General features: G+C 70.7%; 26 protein-coding genes. 13 read left to right on the top strand and 13 right to left on the bottom strand.

Annotated features, from left to right (window positions below):
- Positions 1 to 98 precede the first annotated feature (98 nt).
- The 6 genes from ACIQTP_RS06780 to ACIQTP_RS06755 all read left to right on the top strand — a co-directional run bounded on the left by ACIQTP_RS06780 (position 99) and on the right by ACIQTP_RS06755 (position 8,331).
- Positions 99 to 1,097: a LacI family DNA-binding transcriptional regulator gene (locus ACIQTP_RS06780; RefSeq protein WP_402047657.1), complete on the top strand. Its 999-nt coding sequence runs from the start codon at positions 99 to 101 to the stop codon at positions 1,095 to 1,097.
- A 158-nt stretch (positions 1,098 to 1,255) separates the two neighbouring features.
- On the top strand, positions 1,256 to 2,605 hold the full coding sequence (locus tag ACIQTP_RS06775) for an ABC transporter substrate-binding protein (protein ID WP_403396961.1): 1,350 nt from the start codon (positions 1,256 to 1,258) through the stop codon (positions 2,603 to 2,605).
- A gap of 8 nt (positions 2,606 to 2,613) precedes the next feature.
- Complete coding sequence (locus tag ACIQTP_RS06770) at positions 2,614 to 3,585, top strand: carbohydrate ABC transporter permease (RefSeq protein WP_403396959.1); 972 nt, start codon at positions 2,614 to 2,616, stop codon at positions 3,583 to 3,585.
- Positions 3,582 to 4,463 carry a carbohydrate ABC transporter permease gene (locus tag ACIQTP_RS06765; protein WP_403396957.1) on the top strand — a complete coding sequence of 294 codons (882 nt, stop codon included), beginning with the start codon at positions 3,582 to 3,584 and terminating at the stop codon, positions 4,461 to 4,463. Before ACIQTP_RS06770 ends, ACIQTP_RS06765 begins: the two co-directional genes overlap by 4 nt.
- Before the next feature lie 30 nt (positions 4,464 to 4,493).
- Positions 4,494 to 6,086 (top strand): glycoside hydrolase family 13 protein, encoded by a 1,593-nt coding sequence (locus ACIQTP_RS06760; RefSeq protein WP_403396954.1) that lies wholly within the window; start codon positions 4,494 to 4,496, stop codon positions 6,084 to 6,086.
- Between the two features lie 91 nt (positions 6,087 to 6,177).
- The gene (locus tag ACIQTP_RS06755; RefSeq protein ID WP_403396951.1) at positions 6,178 to 8,331 is read left to right on the top strand and encodes a discoidin domain-containing protein; all 2,154 of its coding nucleotides are present in this window, start codon (positions 6,178 to 6,180) and stop codon (positions 8,329 to 8,331) included.
- Here the strand turns inward: ACIQTP_RS06755 and ACIQTP_RS06750 are convergent.
- The 11 genes from ACIQTP_RS06750 to ACIQTP_RS06700 all read right to left on the bottom strand — a co-directional run bounded on the left by ACIQTP_RS06750 (position 8,303) and on the right by ACIQTP_RS06700 (position 16,783).
- Positions 8,303 to 9,118, bottom strand: coding sequence for an ABC transporter ATP-binding protein (locus ACIQTP_RS06750; RefSeq protein ID WP_403396949.1), 816 nt, complete (start codon positions 9,116 to 9,118; stop codon positions 8,303 to 8,305). The genes ACIQTP_RS06755 and ACIQTP_RS06750 overlap by 29 nt on opposite strands.
- 20 nt (positions 9,119 to 9,138) lie before the next feature.
- A complete protein-coding gene (locus ACIQTP_RS06745) occupies positions 9,139 to 9,918 on the bottom strand; it encodes an ABC transporter permease (protein ID WP_403396947.1) in 780 nt (259 codons plus the stop codon).
- The gene (locus ACIQTP_RS06740; protein ID WP_403396944.1) at positions 9,915 to 10,688 is read right to left on the bottom strand and encodes an ABC transporter permease; all 774 of its coding nucleotides are present in this window, start codon (positions 10,686 to 10,688) and stop codon (positions 9,915 to 9,917) included. The genes ACIQTP_RS06745 and ACIQTP_RS06740 overlap by 4 nt, the downstream gene beginning before the upstream one ends.
- Positions 10,685 to 11,656 carry an ABC transporter substrate-binding protein gene (locus ACIQTP_RS06735; protein ID WP_403396942.1) on the bottom strand — a complete coding sequence of 324 codons (972 nt, stop codon included), beginning with the start codon at positions 11,654 to 11,656 and terminating at the stop codon, positions 10,685 to 10,687. Before ACIQTP_RS06735 ends, ACIQTP_RS06740 begins: the two co-directional genes overlap by 4 nt.
- 187 nt (positions 11,657 to 11,843) lie before the next feature.
- The gene (locus tag ACIQTP_RS06730) at positions 11,844 to 12,779 is read right to left on the bottom strand and encodes a PDR/VanB family oxidoreductase (protein ID WP_403396940.1); all 936 of its coding nucleotides are present in this window, start codon (positions 12,777 to 12,779) and stop codon (positions 11,844 to 11,846) included.
- Entirely contained in the window at positions 12,776 to 12,967 is a 192-nt protein-coding gene (locus tag ACIQTP_RS06725; protein ID WP_403396937.1) for a hypothetical protein, read from the bottom strand. Before ACIQTP_RS06725 ends, ACIQTP_RS06730 begins: the two co-directional genes overlap by 4 nt.
- Positions 12,964 to 14,028: a Rieske 2Fe-2S domain-containing protein gene (locus ACIQTP_RS06720; RefSeq protein WP_403396935.1), complete on the bottom strand. Its 1,065-nt coding sequence runs from the start codon at positions 14,026 to 14,028 to the stop codon at positions 12,964 to 12,966. Before ACIQTP_RS06720 ends, ACIQTP_RS06725 begins: the two co-directional genes overlap by 4 nt.
- Before the next feature lie 145 nt (positions 14,029 to 14,173).
- Positions 14,174 to 14,446 (bottom strand): hypothetical protein, encoded by a 273-nt coding sequence (locus ACIQTP_RS06715; RefSeq protein ID WP_403396933.1) that lies wholly within the window; start codon positions 14,444 to 14,446, stop codon positions 14,174 to 14,176.
- Between the two features lie 341 nt (positions 14,447 to 14,787).
- The gene (locus ACIQTP_RS06710) at positions 14,788 to 15,243 is read right to left on the bottom strand and encodes a hypothetical protein (protein WP_403396931.1); all 456 of its coding nucleotides are present in this window, start codon (positions 15,241 to 15,243) and stop codon (positions 14,788 to 14,790) included.
- A complete protein-coding gene (locus ACIQTP_RS06705; protein WP_403396928.1) occupies positions 15,240 to 16,241 on the bottom strand; it encodes a metallophosphoesterase family protein in 1,002 nt (333 codons plus the stop codon). Before ACIQTP_RS06705 ends, ACIQTP_RS06710 begins: the two co-directional genes overlap by 4 nt.
- Complete coding sequence (locus ACIQTP_RS06700) at positions 16,241 to 16,783, bottom strand: plastocyanin/azurin family copper-binding protein (protein ID WP_403396926.1); 543 nt, start codon at positions 16,781 to 16,783, stop codon at positions 16,241 to 16,243. The genes ACIQTP_RS06705 and ACIQTP_RS06700 overlap by 1 nt, the downstream gene beginning before the upstream one ends.
- 631 nt (positions 16,784 to 17,414) lie before the next feature.
- Here ACIQTP_RS06700 and ACIQTP_RS06695 point away from each other — a divergent pair.
- From ACIQTP_RS06695 to ACIQTP_RS06675, 5 genes are all read left to right on the top strand, one after another.
- Positions 17,415 to 18,017: a sigma-70 family RNA polymerase sigma factor gene (locus ACIQTP_RS06695; protein ID WP_403396924.1), complete on the top strand. Its 603-nt coding sequence runs from the start codon at positions 17,415 to 17,417 to the stop codon at positions 18,015 to 18,017.
- Between the two features lie 25 nt (positions 18,018 to 18,042).
- Entirely contained in the window at positions 18,043 to 18,822 is a 780-nt protein-coding gene (locus tag ACIQTP_RS06690) for an anti-sigma factor family protein (RefSeq protein ID WP_403396921.1), read from the top strand.
- A gap of 719 nt (positions 18,823 to 19,541) precedes the next feature.
- Entirely contained in the window at positions 19,542 to 19,970 is a 429-nt protein-coding gene (locus ACIQTP_RS06685) for an ATP-binding protein (protein ID WP_403396919.1), read from the top strand.
- The gene (locus tag ACIQTP_RS06680) at positions 19,967 to 20,167 is read left to right on the top strand and encodes a hypothetical protein (protein WP_403396917.1); all 201 of its coding nucleotides are present in this window, start codon (positions 19,967 to 19,969) and stop codon (positions 20,165 to 20,167) included. Before ACIQTP_RS06685 ends, ACIQTP_RS06680 begins: the two co-directional genes overlap by 4 nt.
- A 2-nt stretch (positions 20,168 to 20,169) precedes the next feature.
- Positions 20,170 to 20,586: a hypothetical protein gene (locus ACIQTP_RS06675; protein ID WP_403396915.1), complete on the top strand. Its 417-nt coding sequence runs from the start codon at positions 20,170 to 20,172 to the stop codon at positions 20,584 to 20,586.
- Positions 20,587 to 20,621: 35 nt separating this feature from the next.
- Here ACIQTP_RS06675 and ACIQTP_RS06670 read toward each other — a convergent pair whose 3' ends face one another.
- Together ACIQTP_RS06670 and ACIQTP_RS06665 are read right to left on the bottom strand one after the other, a co-directional pair.
- Positions 20,622 to 23,477, bottom strand: coding sequence for a CHAT domain-containing protein (locus ACIQTP_RS06670; protein WP_403396913.1), 2,856 nt, complete (start codon positions 23,475 to 23,477; stop codon positions 20,622 to 20,624).
- A complete protein-coding gene (locus tag ACIQTP_RS06665; RefSeq protein WP_099944492.1) occupies positions 23,477 to 23,788 on the bottom strand; it encodes a hypothetical protein in 312 nt (103 codons plus the stop codon). The genes ACIQTP_RS06670 and ACIQTP_RS06665 overlap by 1 nt, the downstream gene beginning before the upstream one ends.
- A 154-nt stretch (positions 23,789 to 23,942) precedes the next feature.
- On the opposite strand from ACIQTP_RS06665, the gene ACIQTP_RS06660 reads away from it, so the two are divergent.
- Complete coding sequence (locus ACIQTP_RS06660) at positions 23,943 to 24,365, top strand: hypothetical protein (protein WP_403396910.1); 423 nt, start codon at positions 23,943 to 23,945, stop codon at positions 24,363 to 24,365.
- Positions 24,362 to 25,270, top strand: a complete 909-nt coding sequence (locus tag ACIQTP_RS06655) for a hypothetical protein (RefSeq protein WP_403396908.1) — start codon at positions 24,362 to 24,364, stop codon at positions 25,268 to 25,270. Before ACIQTP_RS06660 ends, ACIQTP_RS06655 begins: the two co-directional genes overlap by 4 nt.
- The last annotated feature ends 127 nt before the right edge of the window (positions 25,271 to 25,397 follow it).

Genomic DNA, 25,397 nt, shown 5'->3' with positions numbered 1-25,397 from the left:
TCCACTGGCTCCACTCGTTTCCACTCGGTTCCACGGGGTCCACCGCGCCCCACCGAGTTACGCAAGCAACTTGCATTTCTTGCGCTATTCTTGCGCACATGACGCGACGACTTGCTCAGGTGGCGAAGAAGGTCGGGGTCAGCGAGGCCACGGTCAGCCGGGTGCTCAACGGGAAGCCCGGCGTCTCCGACTCCACCCGGCAGGCGGTGCTCTCGGCGCTGGACGTGCTCGGCTACGAGCGGCCCACCCAGCTGCGCGGTGAACGCGCGCGGCTCGTGGGGCTCGTCCTGCCCGAGCTGCAGAACCCGATCTTCCCGGCGTTCGCCGAAGTGATCGGCGGCGCGCTCGCGCAGCTCGGGCTGACGCCGGTGCTCTGCACCCAGACCAAGGGCGGCGTCTCCGAGGCGGACTATGTGGACCTGCTGCTCCAACAGCAGGTCTCCGGTGTGGTGTTCGCGGGCGGACTGTACGCGCAGGCCGACGCCCCGCACGAGCACTACCGGCAGCTCGCGGACCGCAACATTCCGGTGGTGCTGGTCAACGCGGCCATCGAGCACCTCGGCTTCCCGTGCGTCTCCTGCGACGACGCCGTGGCGGTCGAGCAGGCCTGGCGCCACCTCGTCTCGCTCGGTCACGAGCGCATCGGGCTGGTCCTCGGGCCCGCCGACCACATGCCCTCGGCGCGGAAGCTGGCGGCGGCCCGCGCGCTCGCCCCCGAGCTGCCCGACGCGCACATCGCGCGGGCCATGTTCTCGATCGAGGGCGGCCACGCGGCGGCCGCCCGGCTCATCGACCGTGGGGTCACCGGCTTCATCTGCGCCAGCGACCCGCTCGCCCTCGGTGTCGTACGGGCCGCCCGCCGCAAGGGACTCGACGTGCCCTCACAGGTGTCCGTCGTCGGCTACGACGACTCCGCGCTGATGAACTGCACCGAGCCGCCCCTGACCACCGTCCGCCAGCCCATCGAGTCGATGGGCCGGGCGGCCGTCGAGCTGCTGAACGCCCAGATCGGCGGGAGCAGCGTCACCGCCGAAGAGCTGCTGTTCGAACCGGAGTTGGTGGTCCGGGGCTCCACCGCGCAAGCGCCCCGCCACTGAGATCCACTCTGCTGTCAAATAATTCCAGATTCTGCGCGACATCTTGCGGACACTTGTCGGCGGTGCTTGAGTGTGCGGCGCCAGCACACGGCGGTGCGTCAGATCAAGATGGCGCGCCACCGTGGGCCTTCCTCGCTCCTGCCCAAAGGGGTCCACCGATGAGAAGTACCGGGTTCCGCCGTACCTTCGTTGTGCTCACGGCGTCCGCCCTCGCGCTCACCGCCACCGCCTGCGGTGGCAGCGACGACGGCTCCGCGGGTGGCAAGACCCGCATCACGGTCAACTGCATGCCTCCGAAGAGCGCCAAGGTCGACCGCTCGTTCTTCGAGTCGGACATCAAGGCGTTCGAGAAGCAGAACCCGACCCTTGACGTCGTCGCGCACGACGCGTTCCCCTGTCAGGACCCCAAGACGTTCGACGCCAAGCTCGCCGGCGGCCAGATGGAGGACGTCTTCTACACGTACTTCACCGACGCCAAGCACGTCGTCGACATCAACCAGGCCGCCGACATCACGTCGTACGTCAAGGACCTCAAGAGCTACGGCACCATCCAGCAGCAGCTGCGCGACATCTACACCGTCGACGGCAAGATCTACGGGGTGCCGCGCACCGGCTACTCGATGGGACTCATCTACAACCGCAAGCTCTTCCAGAAGGCCGGTCTCGACCCCGACAAGGCCCCGGCGACCTGGGAAGAAGTGCGCGCGGACGCCAAGAAGATAGCCGCGCTCGGCGGCGGCACCGTCGGCTACGCCGACTACAGCGCCCAGAACCAGGGCGGCTGGCACTTCACCGCCGAGATGTACTCGCAGGGCGGCGACGTCGTCACGCCGGACGGCAAGAAGGCCAGCGTGGACACCCCGGAGGGCAAGGCCGTCCTGCAGAACTTGCACGACATGCGCTGGACCGACAACTCCATGGGCAGCAAGCAGCTCCTCGTCATCAACGACGTCCAGCAGCTGATGGGCTCCGGCAAGCTCGGCATGTACCTCTCCGCGCCCGACAACATCCCGATCCTCGTCAAGGAGAAGGGCGGCAACTACGACGACCTCGCCCTCGCGCCCATGCCCGGCGGCAAGGGCACGCTCATCGGCGGCGACGGCTACATGTTCAACAAGAAGGACAGCCCCGAGCAGATCAAGGCCGGCCTGAAGTGGCTCGACCACATGTTCCTCACCCCCGGAAAGGGCTTCCTCGGCGACTACGCTCGCGCCAAGCAGAACAACGCCCCCGTCGGCCTCCCCGAGCCCCGGCTCTTCACCGGCGCCGCCGACGCGAAGGACCAGCAGGTCAAGAAGGCCAACGCCAATGTGCCCGTGCAGAACTACCAGGCCTTCCTGGACGGCAACCAGAGCCTGCAGATGAAGATCGAGCCGCCGCAGGCCCAGCAGATCTACTCGGTCCTCGACGGCGCCGTCTCCGCGGTCCTCACCAAGAAGGACGCGAACATCGACCAGCTTCTCAAGGACGCCTCCGGGAAGATCGACTCCATCCTGGCCCGGGGCTGACCACGCGTATGAAGACCGCATCGAAGCCCGTGGTGCTTCCTCCGGCCGCCGTCGGCGCGCCGGAGGTACCGCGGTCGGCCGGGCGCCTGGCCGGGGGCCCGTGGCGCCGGCGCCTGGCCGACCAGTCGCGCGCGTACGCCTTCCTCGTCGGCGGCCTGCTCTGCTTCGCGCTGTTCTCCTGGTACCCCGCGATCCGCGCGGTCGTGATCGCCTTCCAGAAGTACACGCCGGGCTCGTCGCCCCAGTGGGTCGGCACCGCCAACTTCACCCGTGTCTTCCACGACCCGGAGTTCACCGCGGCGTGGCGCAACACGTTCACCTTCACGCTCCTCGCCCTGCTCGTCGGCTTCGCCGTCCCGTTCGTGATGGCCCTGGTCCTCAACGAACTCCGGCACGCGAAGGCCTTCTTCAGGGTCGTGGTGTACCTGCCGGTGATGATCCCGCCGGTGGTCAGCGCCCTGCTGTGGAAGTGGTTCTACGATCCCGGAGCGGGCCTCGCCAACGAGGCGCTGCGCTTTCTGCACCTGCCCACCTCGAACTGGTCCAACGGCGCCGACACCGCGCTCATCTCCCTGGTCGTCGTGGCGACCTGGGCCAACATGGGCGGCACGGTCCTGATCTACCTGGCCGCGCTCCAGGGCATCCCGGGGGAGCTGTACGAGGCGGCGGAACTGGATGGCGCGAACATCCTCCAGCGCATCCGGCACGTGACGATCCCGCAGACCCGGTTCATCGTCCTCATGTTGATGCTGCTTCAGATCATCGCCACGATGCAGGTCTTCACCGAGCCGTTCGTCATCACCGGCGGCGGCCCCGAGAACGCCACGGTCACCGTCCTCTACCTCATCTACAAGTACGCGTTCCTGTACAACGACTTCGGCGGCGCGTGCGCGCTGAGCGTCATGCTCCTCGTGCTGCTCGGTGTCTTCTCCGCGGTCTATCTGCGGCTGACCCGCTCGTCGGGGGAGGAGTACTCATGAGCAGTGGCACCCGCACCCTGGTCTCCCCGCTCACCCTCGCCCGCCCCCGCGGCAAGGCCCTCTACTGGACCGTCTTCACGGCCGTCGTCCTGCTCTTCGCGCTCGCCTTCCTCTTCCCGGTCTACTGGATGGTCACCGGCGCGATGAAGTCCCCGGACGAGGTGACGCGGACCCCGCCGACCCTCGTGCCCAAGGCATGGCATCTCAGCGGGTACACCGACGCCTGGAAACTGATGGACCTGCCCACCCACCTGTGGAACACGGTGGTGCAGGCCGCCGGCGCCTGGCTGCTCCAGCTCGTGTTCTGCACGGCCGCCGCGTACGCCCTCTCCAAGCTGAAGCCCGCCTTCGGCAAGGTGATCCTCGGCGGCATCCTCGCCACCCTGATGGTCCCGGCGCAGGCGCTGGTCGTGCCGAAGTACCTGACCGTCGCCGACCTCCCGCTGATCCACACCAGCCTGCTCAACGACCCGCTCGGCATCTGGCTGCCCGCCGTGGCCAACGCCTTCAACCTCTATCTCCTCAAGCGCTTCTTCGACCAGATCCCGCGCGATGTCCTGGAGGCCGCCGAGATCGACGGCGCCGGACGGCTGCGCACCCTCTGGTCCATCGTGCTGCCCATGTCCCGCCCGGTCCTGGGCGTCGTGTCGATCTTCGCCCTGGTCGCCGTCTGGCAGGACTTCCTCTGGCCGCTGATGGTCTTCTCCGACACCGACAAGCAGCCGATCAGCGTGGCCCTCGTCCAGCTGTCGCAGAACATCCAGCTGACCGTGCTCATCGCCGCGATGGTGATCGCCAGCATCCCCATGGTCCTGATGTTCCTGGTGTTCCAGCGGCACATCATCGCCGGGATCAGCGCGGGCAGCACGAAGGGCTGACACCGACCCCGCAACAGAAAGGCAGGCACCGTGGGACAGCCCACCCATGCCCAGAACTGGTGGCGCTCCGCCGTCATCTACCAGGTGTACGTGCGCAGCTTCGCGGACGGCGACGGCGACGGCACCGGCGACCTCGCGGGCGTCCGCGCCAAACTCCCGTATCTCGCCGAACTCGGCGTGAACGCCCTGTGGTTCAACCCCTGGTACCTGTCCCCGATGAAGGACGGCGGCTACGACGTCGCCGACTACCGTGTCATCGACCCGGCCTTCGGGACGCTCGCCGAGGCGGAGAAACTCATCGCCGAGGCGAAGGAGCTGGGCATCCGCACGCTCGTCGACATCGTGCCCAACCACGTCTCCGACCAACACCCCTGGTTCCGGGCCGCCTTGGCCGGAGGATCCGAGCGCGAGCTCTTCCACTTCCGTCCCGGACGCGGCGAACACGGTGAACTCCCGCCCAACGACTGGCCGTCCCAGTTCGCCGGCTCAGCCGAGCCCGTCTGGACCCGGCTGCCCGACGGCACCTGGTACCTCCACCTGTTCACCCCCGAGCAGCCCGACCTCAACTGGGCGCACCCCGCCGTCCGCCAGGAACACGAGGAGATCCTGCGGTTCTGGTTCGAGCGCGGCGTGGCGGGCGTCCGCATCGACTCGGCCGCCCTGCTCGCCAAGGACCCGGACCTCCCCGACTTCGTCGAGGGCCGCGACCCGCATCCGTACGTCGACCGCGACGAGCTCCACGACATCTACCGCTCCTGGCGCACGGTCGCCGACGCCTACGACGGCATCTTCGTCGGTGAGGTCTGGCTTCCCGACACCGAGCGCTTCGCCCGCTATCTGCGCCCCGACGAACTGCACACCGCCTTCAACTTCTCCTTCCTGTCATGCCCCTGGGACGCGGGACGCCTGCGGACGTCCATCGACGAGACCCTCGCCGAACACGCCCCGGTCGGGGCGCCCGCGACCTGGGTGCTGTGCAACCACGACGTGACCCGCACGGTCACCCGCTACGGCCGCGCCGACACCGGCTTCGACTTCGCCACCAAGGCCTTCGGCACCCCGACCGATCTCGCACTCGGCACCCGCCGGGCCCGCGCAGCCGCCCTGCTCTCCCTCGCTCTGCCCGGCGCCGTCTACCTCTACCAGGGCGAGGAACTGGGCCTGCCCGAGGCCGAGATACCCCGGGACCGCATCCAGGACCCGATGCACTTCCGCTCCGGCGGCACCGACCCGGGCCGGGACGGCTGCCGGGTTCCGCTCCCGTGGACGGCCGACGCGCCGTTCGCGGGCTTCGGCGGCGAGCCCTGGCTGCCGCAGCCGGACGGCTGGTCCGCGTACGCCGCCGACCTCCAGGCCGCCGACCCCGGCTCGATGCTCTCCCTCTACCGTGCGGCCCTGAGGACCAGGCCGGAGTTCGTCGACGGCCCGCTCACCTGGCTGCCCGCGCCCGAGGGGGTACTCGCCTTCGCCCGGCCCGGGCACGAGGGACAGCTGCTGTGCGTCGTGAACCTCGCCGACGCCCCCGCCGACCTCCCCGCCCACTCCCGTCTCCTCCTCGGCAGCGGTCCCCTGGACCCACAGGGGCGACTGCCGAAGGACACGGCGGTCTGGCTGCGCGGCTGAGACCGCGGCGACAGCGCCGGCCGCATACCGCTATCCCCGCCCCCCACGAAGGGATCAGCACATGCACAACAGCACCAGATCTGTCAGGCGCATGCCAACCTTTGCCACCGTCACCGCCACCACCGTCGCCCTGGCGGCCGGCATGCTGGTGATGACAGCACCCGCCGCACACGCGGCCGTCGGCGCCAACCTGCCCTTCACCTCGGTCGAGGCCGAGTCCGCCACGACCACCGGCGCGAAGATCGGGCCCGACTACACCCAGGGCACCCTCGCCTCGGAGGCGTCCGGACGGCAGGCGGTACGGCTGACCGCGGGCCAGCGCGTCGAGTTCACCGTGCCACGCGCGGCCAACGCGGTGAACGTCTCCTACAACGTCCCCGACGGCCAGTCCGGCACCCTCGACGTCTACGTCAACGGCCGGAAGCTCGCCAAGACACTCTCTGTCACCTCCAAGTACTCCTACATCGACACAAGTTGGATCGCGGGCGCCAAGACCCACCACTTCTTCGACAACGCCCGGCTGGTCCTCGGCCAGAACGTACAGCCGGGCGACAAGGTGGCCTTCCAGGCGACGTCCACCCTGGTCACCGTGGACGTGGCCGACTTCGAGCAGGTGGCCGCCGCCGCGACGCGCCCCGCCGGATCGGTGTCCATCACCGACAAGGGCGCGGACCCCAGCGGCCAGGGCGACTCGACCCAGGCGTTCCGGGACGCGATCTCCGCCGCGCAAGGGGGAGTGGTGTGGATCCCGCCGGGCGACTACCGTGTCACCTCCTCGCTGAACGGCGTCCAGAACGTCACCCTCCAGGGCGCGGGCAGCTGGTACTCCGTCGTCCACACCTCACGCTTCATCGACCAGACCAGCTCGTCCGGAGGCGTCCACCTCAAGGACTTCGCCGTCATCGGCGAGGTCACCGAGCGGGTCGACTCCAACCCGGACAACTTCGTCAACGGCTCACTGGGACCCGGGAGTTCGGTCTCCGGGATGTGGATCCAGCACCTCAAGGTCGGCCTCTGGCTGACCGGCAACAACGACAACCTCGTCGTCGAGAACAACCGCATCCTCGACACCACCGCCGACGGGCTCAACCTCAACGGCAACGCGCGCGGGGTCCGGGTGCGGGGCAACTTCCTGCGCAACAACGGTGACGACGCCCTCGCCATGTGGTCGCTGTACTCGCCCGACACCAACAGCAGCTTCGAGAACGACACCATCTCGCAGCCGAACCTCGCCAACGGCATCGCGATCTACGGCGGCACCGACCTCGCGGTGACGAACAACCTGGTCGCCGACACCAACGCCCTCGGCAGCGGCATCGCCATCTCCAACCAGAAGTTCCTCGACCCCTTCTCCCCGCTCGCCGGCACGATCACGGTCTCCGGGAACACCCTCGTGCGCGCGGGCGCGATCAACCCCAACTGGAACCACCCGATGGGCGCGCTGCGCGTCGACTCCTACGACAGCGCCATCGCGGCGACCGTCAACATCACCGGGACGACGATCACCGACAGTCCCTACAGCGCCTTCGAGTTCGTGTCGGGCGGCGGCCACGGGTACGCGACCAAGAACATCACGGTGGACGGCGCGACGGTCAGGAACACCGGCACGGTCGTCGTCCAGGCCGAGTCGCAGGGCGCGGCCAAGTTCAGCAACGTGCAGGCCACGGGGGTCGGCGCGGCGGGCATCTACAACTGCCCCTACCCGAACGGTTCCGGCGCCTTCACGCTCACCAACGGCGGCGGCAACTCCGGCTGGGACACCACCTGGGCGGACTGTGCCACCTGGCCCCAGCCCGGCGCCGGGAACCCGGACCCCGACCCGTCCCGCAACCTCGCGGGGGGCCGCCCGGCCTCCGCCACCGGATCGCAGGACGTCTACACCCCCGGCAAGGCGGTCGACGGCGACGCGAACAGCTACTGGGAGTCCACCAACAACGCCTTCCCGCAGGCCTGGACGGTGGACCTCGGCTCGAACCAGCCCGCCCGCCGCCTCGTGCTGAAGCTGCCGCCCGCCTCCGCCTGGCAGGCGCGCACCCAGACCCTGTCGGTCCTGGGCAGCACCGACGGCTCCGCGTACTCGACGGTCGTCGCCTCCAAGGACTACCGCTTCGACCCGGCCACCGGGAACACGGCGACGGTCACCCTGCCCAGCGGCACGAACCTGCGCTACCTCCGGCTCAATGTCACCGCCAACACCGGCTGGTCCGCAGCCCAGTTCAGCGAGGTGGAGGCGTATCTGTCCTGAGACCGAAGGTCGCCCCGCGCTTCGCCGCCTGGATCTGCTCGTACACATGGGTCCGCAGTTCGGCGAAGCGCGGGGCGACCCGGGTGTGCAACTGGTCCCGCTCGTCCGGGAGATCGACCTTCAGCTGCTCCTGTACGACGGTGGGGGAGGCGGAGAGGATCAGGACCCGTTCGCCGAGGTACACGGCCTCGTCGATGTCGTGGGTGACGAACAGGATCGTGATGCCGCGTTCCCGCCACAGGCCCCGCACCAGGTCCTCCAGATCGGCCCGGGTCTGCGCGTCGACCGCCGCGAACGGCTCGTCCATCAGCAGGACGTCGGGCTCGTACGCGAGCGCGCGGGCGATCGCGACGCGCTGCTGCATCCCGCCGGACAGCTGCCACGGGTAGGCCCCCGCGGCATCCGTGAGCCCGACCGACTCCAAGGCGTCCGTGACCAGATCCCGGCGCCGCGCCTTGCTCAACGGCTTTTGCCTCAGGGGAAGTTCGACGTTCTCCCGCACCCGCATCCAGGGGAAGAGGCTGCGTCCGTACTCCTGGACCACGAACGCCATCCCCGGCGGCGGACCACTCACCGGGCGGTCGTTCAGCCGTACTTCGCCCGCCGTCGGCGCCAGTAGCCCGCCCACGCACTTCAGGAGCGTGGTCTTGCCGCATCCCGACGGGCCGACCAGACAGACGAGTTCGCCCGCGTCGACGGTGAAGGTGAGGTCCCGTACCGCCTCCACCCGGCGGCCGGCACCCTCGTAGACCTTGTTCAGGCCGGATACGACAAGAGACGCGTGCATGGAGCGTCCTTTCGCGAGCTTCACGGGGACCGCCGGGACACCGCGCGCTGACCGTGGTACCAGCCGAGGACGCGGCGCTCGACCAGTTGGAAGACGACCGAGAGAAGGAAACCGAGCAGGCCCAGGACGAGGATTCCGGTCCACATGTCGGGGATCGCGAAGCTCCGCTGGAACTGGACGATGGTGAAGCCGAGGCCGTCGCTGGCCGCGAACATCTCGCTGATGACCATCAGGATGATCCCGATGGACAGGGCCTGGCGCAGGCCCGCGAAGATCTGCGGGCTCGCCGCGCGCAGCACCACGCCGCGCAGCCGGGCGACGCCCGTGATGCCGTACGAACGCGCCGTCTCCGCCATCACCGAGTCGAGCGCCCGGACGCCCTCGACCGTGTTGAGCAGGATCGGCCAGACACAGCCGCTCGCGATCACGGCGATCTTCATCGTGTCGCCGATGCCGGCGAACAGCATGATGACGGGGACCAGGACGGGAGGTGGCAGCGCGCGCAGGAACTCGAGGACCGGCTCGCACACGGCCCGCACCCGCCGGTAGGAGCCGATGACCGTGCCCAGCGCCACGCCCATGACGGCCGCCGCCGCGTAACCGGCGAGCAGACGCAGCACGCTGGGCACGAGGTCGGAGCGCAGCCGCTCGCTCGTCCAGACGTCCGGGAAGGTCCTGAGGATCGTGCGCAGCGGCGGCCAGTACACGTTCGTACTGCCGTCGGACGCCAGCCACCAGACCGCGACGAGCAGCGCGGGCAACGCGACGACGAAGAGCGGCCGCAGCAGGAAGGGCCTCACACCATCACCTCCCCGCGCACCGACTGGTGCCAGGCAAGCGCCCGGCGCTCCACCGTGCGGGCACCCACGTTGATGAGCAGCCCGAGCAGACCGGTGACCACCACGAGCGCGTACATGTCGGGGACCGCCTGCGAGGACTCGGCGACCGCAATCCGCGCGCCCAACCCCGGTGCTCCGATGACGAGTTCGGCGGTCACGGCGAGGATGAGGGCCACCGCGGCGGCGAGGCGGACGCCCGTCATGACGTACGGGAGGGCCGTGGGCCACAGGACGTGCCGGACGCGTGCCCACGGGCCGAGGCCGTACGAGCGGGCCGTCTCCTCCGCGACCGGGTCGACGTCCCGGACGCCGTACAGGACCTGGACGAGAACCTGCCAGAACGAGGCGTACACGACGAGGAGGAGGACGGAGCGGAGTTCGGTGCCGTAGAGCAGGACGGCGAGGGGGATCAGAGCGACGGAGGGGATCGGGCGCAGGAACTCGATCGTCGAGGCGGTGGCCTCCCGCAGATACGGCACGACCGAGACGAGCAGCCCCACGACGACACCCGCGCCGACCGCGATCGCCAGGCCCAGCGCCCAGCCGGTCAGGGTGTCGCCGAGCGCCGCCCAGAAGGCGTGGTCGGCGGCCTCCTGGCCGAGCGCGTCGGCGATGCGGCTGGTCGGCGGGAAGTACGCCTCCTTGACGAGACCGAGCCGCGGCGCCGCCTCGCCCAGCGCGAGGAAGGCCGCGAGCCCGGCAGCGCCCAGGGCGGCGTTCGCACCCCTCACGGCAGCAGCTTGTCGAGGTCGGGCGTCGACCTGAACAGCCCGTCCTGCTCGCCCAGCTTCTCCAGCGCCTCGATCGACGCGCGGTTCGGCTCGGCCGGCCACTTCGGAAGGGTGACCTGGGCCAGTGTCGCCGCCGGGATCTTCGTGTACGTGGTGACGGCCTGGCGGACCTCGTCCGGGTGGGCGTCGGCGTAGGCGAGGGACTCCGCGGTCGCCTCCTTGAACTTCTTCACCACGCCGGGGTTCTTCTGCTCGTACTGCGTCGAGGTGAAGTACATCGCCACGGTGAGGTCCTTGGCGACGTCGACCAGAGACGAGGCGATCTCCGTGGCGCCCTGGCTCTTGACGGTGGCGAGCGCGGGCTCGACCACCATCGCGGCGTCGATCCGGCCGCTGTCGAGGGCGGCGGGCATCTGGTCGAAGGCCAGTTCGACGAACTTCACCTTGGACGGGTCACCGCCCGCCTTGCGCACCGACTCGCGCACCGCCGTCTCGTTGATGTTCTTCAGCGTGTTGACCGCGACCTTCTTCCCCTCCAGTTCCTTCGCGGACTTGATCGGGCTGCCCTTCTTCACGGTGATGGCGCCGAAGTCCTTGCCCGTCACACCCGTCGAGGCGACCCCGTTGACGACGGCCTTCACGGGCACGTTCTGGCTCTGGGCGATCATCAGCGAGGTCATGTTGCTGAACCCGAACTGGAACTGGCCGCTGACCACTCCGGGCACGATCGCGGCGCCGCCCTGCGCGGTCGTCATGGACAGCTTCAGGCCGCGCTTGCCGAAGAAGCCCTTCTGCCGGCCCAGATAGAGCGGCGCGACATCGACGATGGGGATGACCCCGACCTCGACCGTGGTGGTACCGCCGGACGACGCGTTCTTGTCCGAGGCGCCACCGCCACCGGACGAACCGCAGGCCGACGCGGCGACCAGAAAGGATCCGACCGCGAGACCGGCGAGCAGACGACGCATGGCTCCTCCTGTGCAGACGACATTGTTCCGACAGGCTGTGCGCGCACCGCGAGGGGTGCTCAGCGGGAAGGTAGAGCCCTCGTACGGCGGGGTCAATGGCTTTGGCTGACGATATTGTTGACACTTGGTGCGGTCGGGACGGCCGGATCGGGGCCCGCGTCGAGGCGGGCCGCCAGGACCCCGCGGCTCACAAGTCCAGCACGAGCCGCTTCCCGAGACACCGGGAGACGCAGATGAGCATGGTCTCGCCCGCCTCCCGCTCCTCGTCCGTGAGCACCGAGTCCCGGTGGTCCGGGGTCCCTTCGAGGACATCCGTCTCGCAGGTCCCGCAGGTGCCCTCGGTGCAGGAGAAGAGCACCTCGACGCCCGCGCCTCGCACGGTGTCGAGCACGGAGGCATCCGCGGGGACGGTCAGCGTACGCCCGCTGCGAGCGAGCTCCACTTCGAACTCACCGTCCCCGCCCGTCTCCTGAGCCTTCGGCCGGAAACGCTCGACGCGCAGCAGCCCGGCGGGGCAGTGCGCCTCCACCGCGTCCAGCAGCGGGCCGGGACCGCAACAGTAGACGAGCGTGCCCTCGGGGAGCCCGGTCAGGACGGAGTCGAGGTCCAGCAGTCCGCACTCGTCCTGCGGGGCGACCGTCACCCGGTCCCCGTACCGCTCCAACTCCCCGGTGAACGCCATGGATTCGCGTGTCCGCCCGCCGTAGAGCAGCGTCCACTCGGCGCCCGTCGTCTGCGCCGCGGTGAGCATCGGGAGGATCGGGGTGATGCCGATGCCGCCCGCGACGAAGCGGTAGCGGGCGGCGGGTGCGAGCGCGAAGTGGTTGCGCGGGCCGCGGACCCGGACCTTGTCGCCCGCGCCCAACCGCTCGTGCGCGTACGAGGAGCCGCCGCGGCCGTCCGGTTCCCGCAGCACCGCGATCCGCCACGTCCGACGGTCCGCGGGATCCCCGCACAGCGAGTACTGCCGCTCAAGGCCGACCCCGAGCACGACGTCGATGTGGGCGCCGGGCTCCCAGGCGGGGAGTTCCTCGCCGAGGGGGTGGCGCAGGGTGAGGCAGAGCACGCCGTCGGCGACGAACTCCCTCCGATCCACGATGAGTTCGACCTCGTAGGAACTCATGATCCAAGCCCCCGTGACTCCTTCGGCCGATGTCCTTCGGGGTGGCCGAGCATCCACTCCCACATCTCGGTCGGGTCCTGGGCGCTGTGCTCGGCACCGCAGTGACAGGTGCCGTGCAGCACATCGGTGCCCGGGATCCAGTCGACGCGGTAGATCTCGCGGGTCGCGAAGCGGGGAGGCGTGGTCACAGGACCTTCTCCATCGGCTTGTCGCCCTCTTCGACCAGGCGGGCGAGGATGCGGCGGGCCGCGAGACCGCCGGTGTCGATGTTGATGCTCAGCTCCTGGTAGCCCGTCCGCTCGGTGCCGAGCGTCTTCTGCAGCAGGTTGAGCGCGTCGACGTCCTGCATCACCACGGTGTGGTTGAAGTCCCTCAGGAACGTGGTGACTTCCTCGTCGTCCCTCGCGAAGTCCCGGGAGACCGCCCAGAAGTCGTAGACATGGCCGTCGCTCGACGGAGTGATCGCGTAGGTGATCTCGGTGTGGAAGGCGTTCGGGTCGCCGCCGTCCGCCTCGGGCAGCACCCCGACCGGGGCGATCCGGCTGTGCAGCAGATACAGGCACGGCGCGTGGTACTCGATGTCCTGCCAGCGGGTGATCCGGCCCTCGATGCCGGTCGAGCGGGCGTAGAACGGCGGACACTCGGCGTCGTCCATGTGCCGGCTGACCCGTACGACGCCCGCGCCCTCGTCGACCTCGGTGGTGACCGGCGTCTCGGCGACCTCGGGGGTGCCGATGTAACCGCCGTGCAGATACGTCTCGTGCGAGAGGTCGAGCAGATTGTCGACCAGCAGCCCGTAGTCGGCGTCGATGGGCTCCATGCCGCGGACGGTGGTCCAGTCCGGCGAGTCCATGTGCCGGGCCCGGGGGACGGACCCCGGGTCGGCGAGCGCCGGGTCGCCGATCCAGACCCAGACGAACGAGTCCTGCTCGACGACGGGGTACGAGGCGACCCGGGCCGTGCGCGGTATGCGTTTCTGCCCCGGCACGTACACACAGCTGCCGGTCGTGTCGTACGTGAACCCGTGGTACCCGCACACGATCCTGTCGCCGTCGAGCCGGCTCTCGGAGAGCGGGAAGCGGCGGTGCACACAGCGGTCCGCCAGGGCGACGGCCGTCCCGTCGTCCTCGGTCCGGTAGAAGACGAGCGGTTCACCGAGGATCGTCCGCCCGAGCAACTCCCGCCCGACCTCGTGCGAGTAGGCGGCGACGTACCACTGGTTCCTGGCGAAGGCGGTCATGTGGGGCATGGCGTTCCCGTCCCTGAGAGCGGGGCGCCGTCGCCCCGCGTGGCGTGGTTGGACTCAGGGTCGTGACGCTTGCGGCCACTCGGCAAGGCGGCTTCTGCCAGGCGGAAGGGCTTCCGTGAAATGGCTGTTCAGGCGGTTGTTCCGGTCAGCTCGGTCCGTGGTGGAGCAGGGCGGCCCGCAGGTGGTTCTCGGTGATCTGGTCGGCGGGGCGGTGGAGTGTCCAGCGGTGGGCCTCGCCGTCCATCGGCATCACGGCGACGATGGTGTCCAGCGGTGGGTAGCCGGGTTTGCCACAGGTGAGTTGGCGGATGATGACGGCGGTGTCGTCGTCCAGTCCGAGCAGGGCGCGCACGGCATCCTTCAGTTCGCGCAGGTGCGGACTCGGCCCGGCGGTTCCTGGGCGCGGTTCCAGGTGCATGGGGGTACTCCTTGGTTCTGGGAAGGCGGGCGGGCGGCGCAGAGAGCGCCGTCAGGTCGACGGTGTGTTCGAGGGCGGCGAAGCCGATGCCGCAGGCGCCGCGGTCGGCCCGCCTCCGGGCGATGTCGGTGTCCGCGGGCCGACCGCGACTGCTGCCGCGGCACATCTGGGGGTGGCGGTGCCGGTCGGCGGGACGCGGACGGTACGGCGGCCCGCCCGTCTGATCGCGTACGCCGTTCACTCCGCCGTCCACCCGCAGCACCCGCGGCGTGTGGCCTTGCCGGTTTCCCCGGCGCCCGGAGTCGGGACGCTGCCGTCCCGGGCGGCTTGGCGGTGGTGGTTCAGCCGGGCGGTGTGCGCGTGGTGACCCGGCCCCAGACGGGTGTCCTGACGGGTGTTCCGGCAGCGCGGTGTTGTTTTGTCACGGTCATCTGCCAGATCGAGAGCAGCAGCAGCGTGCCGGTTTCGGCGAGGAGGCTGAGGACGGCCTGCGGCGCGGGCTGCAGGCCGTGCTCGGTGAATCCGAAGACGCCCACGGTGCGTGAGGCGGCGAAGCCGGCGAGGGCGCCGAGTGTGACACCGGCTGCGGCGGCCCTCAGAAGCAGGGGTGGTGTCCCCATCAGCAGCAGGGTGGCGAGGGCGAAGGAGGCGCTGGCCTGGAGCAGGAACAGCGGACCGATGATGTGGATGAAGCGGTACTCGTCGACGTAGAGCTGGGCGTGTATGTATCCGCCGGCGGCGAGGGTGGCGGCGCTCGCCGTTCGCAGGGTGTGGGCAAGGAGTCTGTCGGGCTTCATGCCAGCCTCCGATCCTTGATGGCCAGTTCGCGGTCGCCTTGGCGGTAGCCGACGGTGCGGATGCCGAGTGCGTCCTTGAGCTGCCGGGCGGGAACGACCTGCGGCGTGGGGGCGGGGGCGCGGCCCGGTTTGGGCAGGGGGTAGGCGGTGGTGGTGGCGGAGTGGAAGGTGATGTTGCCGTCTGTCTTGGTGAACAGCTGGTGGACGTGCCCGTTGAGACAGGTGACGGAGGAGAAGCGGCGCAGGAGGGCGATGACCTTGAGGGCGTCATCGGTGCTCCAGCCCCACTTCGGGTACATGGCGAACAGCGGGATATGGCTGAAGACCACGATGGGGGTGTCCGACGACAGTCCGGAGAGGTCCTTGCGGACGAAGTCGATCTGGTCGTTGCCGAGATGGCCGAGCTTCTCCAGGCTCAGGGTGTTGACCAGGGCGATGAAGTGCACGCCGTGGGTGTCGAAGCTGTACCAGCCATCGCCGAGCGTGCCCATGCCGAAGGTCTTCCGGTAGGCGCGGCCCGCGTCGCCGATGGAGTCGTGCTCGCCCGGTACGGTGAAGACACGGTCTGTCCGCATACCGGTCAGCATCTGCTTGACCTGGTCGAACTGGCCGGCCGTGGACAGGTGGGTCAGGTCGCCGCTGTGCATGACGAAGTCGGGCCTGAATCCGAGCGAGTTGACCTGGTTGATCGCCTCGGTGAACGAGCCGACCACGTCCGTGTTCGCCGGGCCCTGGAACCCGATGTGGCTGTCGGAGACCTGCACGAACCGCAGCGAGCTGTTCGCCGCCGCGGTGGCGCCGACGGTGGCCATGGAGGTGGTGTCCCGGGAGTCGGCGATGTGGCTGATCACCTCTCCACTGGCCACGGTCAGCACCACGGCGCCGCCGAACCACCCCGCGTGGCGCATGAGTTGGCGCCGGGACATGCCGTGCTCCGTGGTGGGCTGCTCGGCGTCGCCGGCCGACGCTCCGTCGTGACTGTCGTAGTAACCGGTCATCAGGTCACCTCCACGGTGGCGGTCATGAACGGATGGATGGTGCAGAGGTAGGAGTAGGCGCCGGGCTTGGTGAACGTGTAGCTGTACGTTGCGTGGGTGTTCAGGGCTGTCGAATGCAAGGGGCCGCCCGATCCGGCGCTGGTGACGGTGTGGGCGTCGGTGTCCTGATTGGTCCAGGTCACCGTCGTGCCCACTTTGACCTTGAGTGTGGCCGGGGAGAACGCGAAGTTCTTGATCGCCACGGCGTCCCCGCTCACCGGCGTGGCCGACGCGCCCGTGCTCGGGGGGCTCATGGGCATGCTCATGCCGGGCATCGGCGAGGTGGCGGGAGCGGAGCCGGCCGTGTTCCCCGGTCCGGCGGCACCGGACATCCCGGCCATCTGGTGCTGACCTGGACCGGGAGTGATGGCGCCGGCTCCGGTGGACGAGGAGTCCGACGACTGACCGCATGCGCTGAGGAGCCCCAGCGCGCCGGCGGTGGCGACGGCCAGCCCGGCCGCGGCGCGTGACCGCCGGCCTGGTGTACGAAAGTTCAGGTGCATGTGTTCGTTCCTCATTGATCAGGCGGAGATGGGGGAATGTGCCGGCTGAGCGCACGCAACCGCGGTGATGTGTGGTGGTTGCCGTGTCACGGCCGCGTGTCCCTGACGGAAGCCGCGAACGAGCGCTGGTGCTGTCCTTGTGCCGGCCGGTCGCCTCGGCATGCCCCGCGCTGCGCATCCGCCCTCGCGTGCCGCGAAGTCGCGGGTGGCGTGCGGCAGTTCCCCATCCGGGGCCGCGAGTGGGGCATCGTGCGCGTCGAGCGCTCCGCAGGGCCGTCGTCGCGGTGCGCGCGGGGCGAGTGTGGCCGGCGCCCTGAGCGAGTGCGCCGCGTCGTGTATCTCGGTCACCTCTGATCCATCCATTTCGTGTGGGGAGTGGAGGAGGAGTGCCGCGTGAATCGGCTCTTGTCTGGCTCCACGGGCGACGGAGGCGCTCGGTTCGGTGGATACGCACTTTTTATGATGTTTCTTGGTGATCTTTGGGGGCCGGTCGGCCCCAGGGGCTCCGCCAGCGTGGTCCTGGTGCCGTCGGATTCGGCAGGGGCATGCCACTCGCAGTGCTCGCAGAGTGTCACCGGCACCACGCCATGCGTTACACGACAAAGCAATACATATGCGCGATGATCGTCTTATGCCCTGGAGTTCCCGAAAACGTGATCAAAGGACCGATCCGGATGACTCCGCGCACCGTGTCTCTGGTAAAGGGACCCTTTCGACCGCAGACGAGGAACTGTTGCGGACTCTGTACGCGGAGCACGCAGGCCCCCTGTTCCACTACGCGCTGCGACTGACCTCAGGAGACTGGCAATGGGCGGAGGATGTCGTGCAGGAGACGCTGCTGCGAGCGTGGCAGCATCCCGCCGCGTTCGACCCGGCACGCGGCCCGGCCCGGGCATGGCTGTGCACGGTCGCCCGGCACCTGGTCATCGACGCCCACCGGGCCCGGAAGGCCAGGCCGGCCGAGGCCGGCGGCGAGGCGCTGGAGCGGGTCGCCGAGCAGGCACCGGGCGAGGACGAGATCGAGAAGGCACTGCAAAGCTGGGCGGTGGCCGACGCCATCCGGACGCTGTCCCCGGACCATCGCGCGATCCTGCTGGAGACCTACTACCGGGGCCGGACCATGGTGGAGGCCGCCCGGGTGCTGGGCATCCCACTGGGCACCGTGAAGTCGCGGACGTACTACGCCCTGCACGCCCTGCGGCTGGCGCTGCTGGAACGGGGCATCGAGCCATGACCGTGGCATGCAGGAGGTGGCGACCATGAGCGCGGAGCACGACGACTTCCGGCTGGTGCTGGGAGGATACGTCCTGGGCACGCTGCCCCCGGCGGAAATGGAACAAGCGCGCGCCCACCTCGCCGAATGCGCCGAGTGCCGGGCGGAACACGCCCAACTGGCGGGACTGCCCGCGCTGCTGGCGACGGTGACCGCAGCCGAAGCTGAGGGCCGTACGGTGCCGGCGGCCGGTGAGGACCTGGCCGACCGGCTCGTGGCGCGGGCAGCCGAGCGCGCTCAGCGCTCCTCGCCTGTACGGCCCACCGTGCCTGCGGTGGCGCAGGCGGGTGTGCTGGAGAGGCTGCTTCAGCAGGCCGCGGCCCGGCGCCGCAGGACCTGGCGTCTGCAACTGGCCGGCGCCGCCGCCTCCCTGACGTTCATCGCGGCAGCGGTCGGCGGCACATGGCTGGCGGCTGTCGGAACGGTGGGCACTCAGGCGACACAGCCTGGGCCGACCGCCCCGACTGCCTGGCGTACCTTCTCCGGAAGCGATCCCGCCACCGGCGTAACCGCCTCGGTGAAGGTCTTGCCCTCGGCCTGGGGCAGTGTCCTACAGGTCTCCGCCAGGGGGGCGCCCGCCGGAATCACCTGCCGGCTGCAGGCGGTCGGGCCCGGCGGGGTCAGGGCGGACGGCGCCACCTGGCGGGCAGGTGAGTACCCTCCCGGCACCACGATCCCAGGGGCGGTTGCCATGTCTCCGGGAACCATCGAGCACTTTGAGATCGTCGCGGGCGACGGTCGGAAGCTGGTCACGATGCAGGCGTGAGGGCCGGAACGCCCGGCCGCCCGGCGTGGCGTCGGCCGCGAAGACGAGCCCGTGGTCGCTGTCGTCGGCCGACGCCACCACGCCCTACGGCTCCGGGATCGGCGAGATCGAGAGCGTCCGGCAACGGCGCCCGGCGGATGCGGGCGGTGGCCCCGGAGGCGGACATCGAGCCTCTGTGGTCAGGCACTGCTCAGTACGACGCGCCGCACGGAGGAGGCGGCTCGCTCGCGGGGCTCTGGACCGTTTCCCCTCGCACGGCTGCCCCGGCGGTGGCGGACCGGCGACGCTGCGCCGGGGCCCATCGGCGCTCCCGACGGCTCCCGGGAGCCGATCGCCCACACCGTCGCCTCCCACGGAACGGGCCGATTCTCAGCGGCACTTGATGCGTGAGAACGCCGACGGGGCGGGCACGCCCCCTCCGGGTGGCCGGTGACGGCACGAAGACCGCGGACGTGGGGACTGGGCTGCCGGTGCCCTGCTCGCCGGGTACGGCATCGAGCTCGGACAGCGGTGAGGGAGCTCAGCCCGGCCATCGGCATTGACCTGGCCCACAAGAAAGTTGGGCAAAAGGCGCGAATGACTCGAACCGTTCGGCAGGTGCCGCCCGTGGAACTGAATGAGCGCTCCCATGCAGGATCCGGCATATCGACCGCCCCTCGAAGCCATTGGCGGTCCCCCACTTTCCGGTCTCCGTACCTCCACAGAAGAGCCTGATGATCATGTTTGTAACCGATTCCCCCCGCCCGAGCTCGCCGCTCACCCGGCACTGCAGCCGGCAGGCGCTGCTCACCCTGCCCGCGCAGGAGGTACACGTCTCCGCCGTTCGTCACTTCGCGGCCGATCTGTTGGAGACCTGGAGTGTTCCCCCGAGCGAACGGGACTCCGCCGTTCTCATCATCGACGAACTCGCCGCCAACGCCGCCCAGTACGGACGCGAGCGCATGACCCTGCTGCTCGTCCTCGACCACGGCACTCTGGACATAGTGGTCAGTGACTCCGGAACGGCCGTGGAACACCTTCGCCCCGACATCGCCCCGGACGAACACGGCCGTGGCACCGGCATTGTCCAGTACCTCGCACAGTCGACCGAGGTCCACCAGACGCGCGGCGGACGCGAAGTCCGCGCCTGCCTGAGGTGCTCGGCATGACCGGCTCCGTATCACCCGATGACCCCACCGAGTGGGCCTTCGCGACCCACCGGCCGTGCCCCGTCGACGGCTGCCGGCGCCCGGCGCAGGTGCTCATGTCCTCCCCGGCGAACCTGTCGGCCCTCGACCACGGCGACTGCGACCATGACACGGTGCTCTGCGAACGCTGCGGTCTCGGCGTACCGGCGGAGGTGTGAGCGTGCGGGCCACCCCGAATACCGCCGAGGTCCTCGACGCGCCGCCTCCCGGCGAGGCGTATGCCAACGCCCCCGACCTGCGCCGCGAGATGCACCAGGTGCTCGCCCTCGGGGCCGAACGCGACGGCCGCAAGGTCCGGACCGTCCCCGGCCCGCCGGTCGATGCGACGGCCGCCGAACGGACCTGGCTGCTGCGTAGGGCGGCTCTGATGGACCGGATGGCCCTGGACGATCCCGGCCCCGGCCCGGTCGGCGCCGCCGCACAAACCGCCGGACAACTCGTGCTGTACGACCGCCGCCACCCCGGCCTGGTGGCCGGTCCGCACCATCCCGACGCGATCACGCTCGCCCCCAGCCGCCGTTCCTACGTCCGCCAGGAGTACGCCGCATGGACGGCCGCCGGACGACCCGGCACCTGAGGCGACCGAAGTCGTCGTGCTTCACGCCGATACGCCTACGGCCCCACATGGATGTATGGCGCCCACAGGCTCGGGTTGAGGCGGTAGCCCTCGTCGGCGTCGCGGATGGCGCGTACCGCGGTGTGCAGGGCGTATGCCGTGTGACCGGGGAAGGGGTGTCGGGGGGCGAAGGCCGAGTAGAAGTGGTCGGCCAGCTCTTGGGAGGTGTCGTCGTCGACGGCCCAGAGGGTGCCGATGACATGGGTGAAGCCGGCCATGTGGAATGCGCCGGTGATGTGCAGCGCCTCGTCGGCGTACTCGCCGCGGCCGCGGGTGGTCTCGCACGCCGAGAGGTACGCCAGCTCCGCGGCCGGGAGCCGGAGCCGCGCGATGTCGGTGAGGGTGAGCGGCGCCGTGTCGTGGTCGTGCAGCAGGACCTGGCCGGTCGCGGCCCCGTCGTCGGCGGCGACGGCGTGGCAGGCGAAGTGCACCCAGGGGTGGTGGGGGAGCGCGTCGAGCACGGTCCGGCGCACCGCCTGCTCGTCCAGGAGCAGACGGGCGCCCGGTCGTGCGGCCAGCAGGGCCGCCTCCGTCCGCGCGCCTTCCAGCGGCACGAGCCCCGCGCCCGGCGGCTCGGGCACCGCGACCACCAGCGGGGCCGTGGGGGCGGGCAGTGGCCGGTCCCCACGTGCGGTCTGGCGGCGCAGGGCGTGGACGAGGCTGTTGACGGTCGGGGCGTACGAGCAGACGGCACGGTCGAGCAGGTTGTCCCGGTCGTTCTCGTGGCGCCCGGCCGCGTGCAGGGGCAGGGCCGTCAGGGGGCCGGTGGGGATCCACCACATCCGTCCCGGGAACTCCCCGCCGGGCCGGCCGTCGGCGCGGAGCGCGAGCGCGTCCAGGACCGGTTCGGCCACCGCCGTCCACAGCCAGGCGAGCGTCTCCCGGATCTCGGACTGGGCGTCGCGCTGGCGGGACATCGGCAGGGCGGCGTCGCCCGCCGTACGGACGGCGACGAGGAAGGCGTCGGCCCGGCGGACCACCTCCGCATGGCTGAGCCCCGTCAGCGGTACGCACCGCACCCGTCCCTCGCGCAGGACGAGCGCGTCGCAGCGCAACGGGCTGATGTTGACCATCACCACCGGGCCCTCGTCGCCGAGTCCGGCGAGCATCTCGGCGGTGCGGGGGAGCCGGAGGAAGTCCTCGCAGCCCGGCTCGCGCCGGATCGCCGCCACGAGCCGGTCCCACCGTTCGGCGAGGGCGTGCCGGTCCTCGCCCGCAAGCGGGGTGCCAGGGGCCGGATGAGCGGCGCCGGTCCCGCCCGGCCCGGACGAGGTGAAGGCGGCGGCCTCGGGGCGGTCCAGCTGGGGGAGCAACCGGGCGTGTTCGGCGGCGAGTTCGTCCGGCAGACGGCTCAGCGCGTCCGTGGTGTCCGTGCGGGCGTCGAGGGCTTGGGCGAGCAGCACGCCGCGGCCCTGCTCCAGGAGCCGCAGGGCGAGTTCGGGGTCGGGCAGCTCCAGCGCGCAGGCCGCCGCGTCCTCCACGAGACCCGCGAACCTGCCCAACTGGCGTGCGCGGTCCATGCGTCCGATGCGGTAGGACGCCGTGCGCGGGAGCAGTTCGACCGCGAGCCGGAACGGCTCCATGGCCGCGGCGTGGTCGTCGGGCGAGCGGCTCTCGCCCCCGCCGATGACGCTCAGCGCCCACAGATGCGCGCAGCCCACCCGGACGCTGACGTCCATCGTCGGGTCGGACGCGGCCTTCCGGCACAGGTCGATCGCCGCCGCCAGGGCGTGCGGATCGCCCTCGGCCACCGCCAGCGTGCCCAGGGCGGAACCGTGGTTCAGCAGGGCGAGCCCGCGCAGCGCGTGCCCCTCGGGGGTGGTGGCGTACGCCTCGGCGGTGGCCCGGACCCACGCGCGCACGGCCCGCCGTTCGCGTCGCGTCGAACGGCGTCCGCCGCCGTCGAGAACCCGGGGTGCGGTCGTGTCGAGATCTGCCACGCCGATCAGTTCCAGACGCCGTACGGTCGCCAGCACCGCGTTGCGCTGCACCAGGTTGGGATGCCCCGCCGGGGTCGCGGCGACCGCCCGGCGGGCGGCCCGGGCGGCCTCGCGCAGGTCGGCGGGGTCCGCCCGGGCCTGATGGCGCTCGGCCAGGATCGAGGCGAGGTTGGACAGGAACCGCGGATACAGCCGATGGCGCCGCGGCACTGCGGCGAGTACCGCCCGCGCCAGCAGAGCCGCCTCGTCGAGCGCCTCCGGGGCGCCGTCGGGGGAGTGGTGGTGACGCAGACGCAGCGCCTCGGCGAGGTTGGAGCGGGCCCAGGCGTGCTCCTCCGTGCCGGGCTCGGCGCAGGCCACCGCCGCCCGGAAGCTTTCGACGGCCTCCGCGAGCGCGGCGGAGTCGCCGTGCAGGTGGTAGAGGCTCAGCAGCGCGTCGCCCAGGCTGTCCAGACGGTTGGAGCGTCGAGCGCCCCGGGACGGCGTCGAGTCGAGGGCCGTTCGGATCGCGTCGACGGAGGCGGTCAGGTCCCGGGCGTCGTGCGTACGCAGCCACCGCAGCCGCAGCGCGCCGGAGAGGTTCGTCCAGTAGGAGGGCGTGGTGACGGTGACCTCCGCCCCGTACGGGGCAAGGGCCTCGCGGAACAGGGTGATGGCCCCGTCCAGGTCGGCCGGTTCGCCGAACCGTTCGTAGCGGGACCACAGGACCGTGCCGACCCCGTTCATGGCGGCGCTGCGGAGGTCGATGTTCTCCGTTCTGTCGAGCACGGCGTCGAAGAGGACCAGGGCCCGTTCGAGGTCCGGGAGCCGGCCGGTGCGCTCGTACCGGGTGTGCGACTCCTCGGCGGCGCCGAGCACCGCCAGCAGCTGCTCGTACCCGGGTGTGCCGAACAGGTCGTACGGGGCGGACATCAGGAACCGTGCTGCCCAGGGGATCCCGGAGCGTCACGCTCGTCGCGCTTCTCGCGGATGCGTCGGGCCATCAGCGCGCCCATCGGCCCGTTCCGGTCGAACCATGCGGCGGCCTCGTCGTCGCGCCCCAGCGAGAGCAGTGTCAGGGCGAGATTGGCGGTGGCGTCCTGGCTGCCCTGTTCCGCCGCCTCGGTGAGTACTTCGACGGCCTCCTCGAGGCGCCCGTCGAGCCGCAGCTTGACGCCGTACTGGTTCAGGGCCTGCGGGGAGCCCGTCTCGGCCGCCCGGCGCAGCTCGGCCTCCGACGGCATTGCCCTGAACGTGAACCGCGGTCCGTCCGATCCGTCCTGTTCCGCTCTCCGTGCCCGCGTGCGTCGACGCCAGAACATCGGCATCACCCCCCGTGACCGTCGGTGATCGCCCAGTATCCTCTCAACTCGATTGCCATGTAAGGAGGTTGCGAGGATGGCGGAAATCCGCACCGATGACGGCGACGGCGGCGGGGACGGGGACGGCGGCGGTGAGTCGAGGGCGGTGCGGTCGGTCGTCTGCGCCCGGCTGGACGAGATCAGAGGCTTTGTGCCGGCCGAGCGCCGGCCGGAGTTGGAGGAGATCCTCGTGGCGCTGCGGGGGAGCGGCGACCCGGCCGGCCCACAGGCCGCGCTCCACCAACTCCTGCGCCGCTGCGGGGTGGCGACCGGGTTGCGCGCGTTCACCCGGGGCGCGGGCATCGGTGGGCTCCCGGCGGCCGTGGAAGGGCACCCGGTGGTGGAGGCGTACGTCTGCCCCGGAGACCGCTGCGACCGCCGGACCCCGGCCCGGAACCGACCGGTGCCGGAGACCTGCCGCCTGTACGGCGAGCCCTTGCGCCGCCGCAGGCTGTCATGAACGCCGTGCTCGCCGAGCTGGGCAGGAACCTGGCCGCGCGCTGGCTCACCTACCTCGTCCCCTCGGGGCTGCTGTTCCTCGCGGTCGCCGGGGCGGCGCGGCTGCTGGGCCAGGCGCACTGGTACGACATCGGCCGGGTCACCCGCGCGCTCGACGACCTGGCCGGGCATCCGGCGAGCCGGTCGACGGGCGGTGTGGTGCTGGCGGCCTCCGCGACGGTGATCGCCTCGGCCGGGCTCGGCCTCCTCGCCCAGGCGCTCGGCGGGGCGGTGGAGCGGCTCTGGACGGGGGACTGGCCCCCACCGGTACGGCCGCTCGGCGGACGGCTGACCGAGCGTCGGCGAGGGAGGTGGCGGTCGGCCGAGGACGCCTATGCGCGGGTGGACGCGCGAGCCGTCGAGCAGGGGCCGCCCCTCGACCCCGGCACGGTCCGCGAGCTCGCGCGACTCGCCGCGGTACGCAACCGGATCTCCCTGGTGGAGCCCGCCCACCCCTGCTGGACCGGCGACCGCGTCCGCGCCCTCGACCTGCGCGTCCACCAGGCCTACCGGCTCGACCTCGACTCGGCCTGGTCCCGGCTCTGGCTCGTCCTGTCCGCCGACACCCGCACCGAACTGCGCACCGCGCGGGAGGCCTACGACGCCGCCGTCCGCCTCACGGCCTGGAGCCTGCCGTACCTGCTGGTCGCCGTCCGGTGGTGGCCGTCAGCCCTGATCGCGCTGGGCCTGGCGATGCTCGGAGCGCGCCGGGGCCGGGCGGCGATGGACGCCTTCGCCGAGCTGGTCGAGTCCGCGGTGGACCTCCACGGCCGCGACCTGGCCCTCGCGCTGGGCGTGGACTGCCCGGGCAGGCTGGACCGGGAAACCGGCCTGGAGATCACCGCCCTGCTTCGCAAGGGCGCCTGAGACCGCGCACAGGAGCGGAAGGCACGCGGGCTGGTGTTCGCATCGCATACCCCTGTGCGTCACACCAGCGCCACGGGGTCTTCCCCGACATTCGTTCCTCTTGGAACACTCCCCCCGCGCAGGTCCC

The organism is Streptomyces sp. NPDC090798, assembly GCF_044768965.1.
In the GTDB taxonomy this organism is placed as follows: domain Bacteria; phylum Actinomycetota; class Actinomycetes; order Streptomycetales; family Streptomycetaceae; genus Streptomyces.
Note: the sequence above shows the minus strand (reverse complement) of the source record. Positions and strands in the feature narration are given on the sequence as shown.